3 protein-coding genes are annotated in these 2,071 nt (G+C 40.1%); all 3 read left to right on the top strand.

What is annotated here, in order from left to right; translation table 11 throughout:
- A partial coding sequence (gene pstC, locus ABZC96_RS09825; protein WP_373030819.1) for a phosphate ABC transporter permease subunit PstC occupies nucleotides 1–685 on the top strand: 685 nt, incomplete at its 5' end.
- A gap of 13 nt (nucleotides 686–698) precedes the next feature.
- Nucleotides 699–1,508 carry a phosphate ABC transporter permease PstA gene (gene pstA, locus ABZC96_RS09820; RefSeq protein ID WP_373030818.1) on the top strand — a complete coding sequence of 270 codons (810 nt, stop codon included), beginning with the start codon at nucleotides 699–701 and terminating at the stop codon, nucleotides 1,506–1,508.
- A 20-nt stretch (nucleotides 1,509–1,528) separates the two neighbouring features.
- A partial coding sequence (locus ABZC96_RS09815; RefSeq protein ID WP_373030816.1) for a phosphate ABC transporter ATP-binding protein occupies nucleotides 1,529–2,071 on the top strand: 543 nt, incomplete at its 3' end.

Here is a 2,071-nt window from a genome sequence, read left to right as displayed (position 1 = left end):
TGGTATCTTTGGTGGGTATGTTCCTATCGTGGGTACTTTGCTTAGTACGCTTATCGCTATGGTCATAGCAACACCATTGGCGATGGGGATCGCTATATTTTTAACAGAGATCGCGACTGTAAAACTGGTACAGCCAGTCTCAGTGGCAATAGAGCTGCTTGCAGCCATTCCCAGTATCATTTATGGTATGTGGGGACTTTTTTACTTTGCACCTATCGTACAGGCAACTGTAGGTGGTAATGGTGTGGGACTTTTGACTGCGGGGATCGTTTTGGCGATCATGATCATTCCTTTTATGGCAGCGATTACAAGAGATGCGATGAATTCAGCACCTTCAGTGCTTAAAGAATCCGCTTATGCTATGGGTGCAACGAAGTTTGAAGTGATCAAAGATGTGGTGATGCCTTATGCTAAAGGCGGGATCATCGGTTCGATCATCTTAGCGCTTGGACGTGCGTTGGGAGAGACGATGGCAGTGGCATTCCTTATCGGTTCTGTGATGAGCATTCCAAGTAAAATAACAGACCCAACAACTTCTATACCAGTCTTACTTGCAAATAATTTTGCAGAAGCACAAGACCTTGAGATGAGCAGTATGTATTATCTTGCACTCATTTTATTTGTGGTCAGTTTTGTCATTATCTCTGTGGCGAAGTTTTATTTTCTTGGAAGAAAAACTGTATGAAAAGGGAAGCATAATGAATAGACTCATACTCAATAAAATCATTTTAATCCTCTCTACACTTTCAGCAGTGGTAGGGATAGGATTTCTGTTTTGGATACTTATCACTTTGAGCTATAAAGGTATCACAAGTTTGCACTTCACTACTTTTACGAATGACCTTGTAGAAGGAGGTATACGAAACCTTCTTGTAGGACAGTTCACTATGGCACTTATGGCAAGTGCTGTAGCTGTACCCCTTGGTATGATGGCAGGTATTTACCTGAGAGAGTATAGTAACAATGGTAAGTTGGCTTCTGTCATAAGAAATCTCAGTGATGTGATGATGTCTGCACCATCTATCGTTATAGGTGTTTTTGTATTTGCCCTGCTTGTTGACCCTTTTGGTGGGTACAACGGTTGGGCAGGTATTGCGGCATTGGCTATCATGATGATACCGATCATCATCAGTACGACAGACAATATGCTTGCTCTTGTACCAAAAGAACTGAGAGAAGCAGGAATCGCTTTAGGTGGAAGTAAACATAAGATTATTTTACAAATTGTTGTCAAAGCGGCTAAAGTAGGGATAACAACAGGTGTCTTACTTTCTTTTGCACGTATCATTGGTGAAACTGCACCATTACTCTTTACTTCAGCCAATAACCAGTTCTTTACAATGGATCTAACGGAGCAGTTCCCCTCTCTTACGGTGAGTATCTATAACCTTGCAACGTACCCGGATTCGGCAAGTCGTGAATTGGCATGGGCTGCATCTTTTGTACTCACAATGATAGTTTTATGTATCAATCTACTCGGTCGATATATGACAAGAAATAAAAAATAATAGAAAAGGTCAGAAATAACATGGCAAAAAATAACATTATAATGGATATTAAGGATTTTTATTTTACTTATGCAGGTGTGGATGAGCCTTCATTAAAGAAGATCAACCTTCCCATAGAAGAAAACAAAATTACAGCAATGATAGGTCCTAGTGGTTGTGGTAAATCGACATTGTTACGTGCTATGAACCGTATTCATGATCTTTATCCCGGGAATACCTATAAAGGTGAAATCAACCTTTATGGCAGAAAGGGTGAAAAGCAAAATATTTTAGATCTTAAAAAAGAGAACGACTTCATTAAGTTACGCCAACAGGTAGGAATGATCTTTCAAAAGCCTACCCCATTTCCTATGAGCATATATGATAATGTGGCTTATGGTTTGAAACTTGCAGGTATTAAAGATAAGGTTGAGGTAGAAGATCGTGTGGAAAAAGCATTGAAAGATGCGGCCATCTGGAAAGAGACAAAAGATAGACTGAAAAAGAGTGCCCTTGGACTCAGTGGAGGTCAACAGCAGAGACTTTGTATTGCTAGAGCAGTAGCACTTAAACCTGAGGTATTA

Source organism: Sulfurovum sp., from assembly GCF_041551015.1.
Lineage (GTDB): Bacteria > Campylobacterota > Campylobacteria > Campylobacterales > Sulfurovaceae > Sulfurovum.
The sequence above is the reverse complement of the archived record's forward strand: the minus strand, read 5'-3'. Positions and strand labels throughout refer to the sequence as shown.

Bases quoted from the DNA above. Each gene is read 5' to 3' on its own strand.
- pstA (WP_373030818.1), top strand. From the start codon at position 699: ATGAATAGACTCATACTCAATAAAATCATTTTAATCCTCTCTACACTT.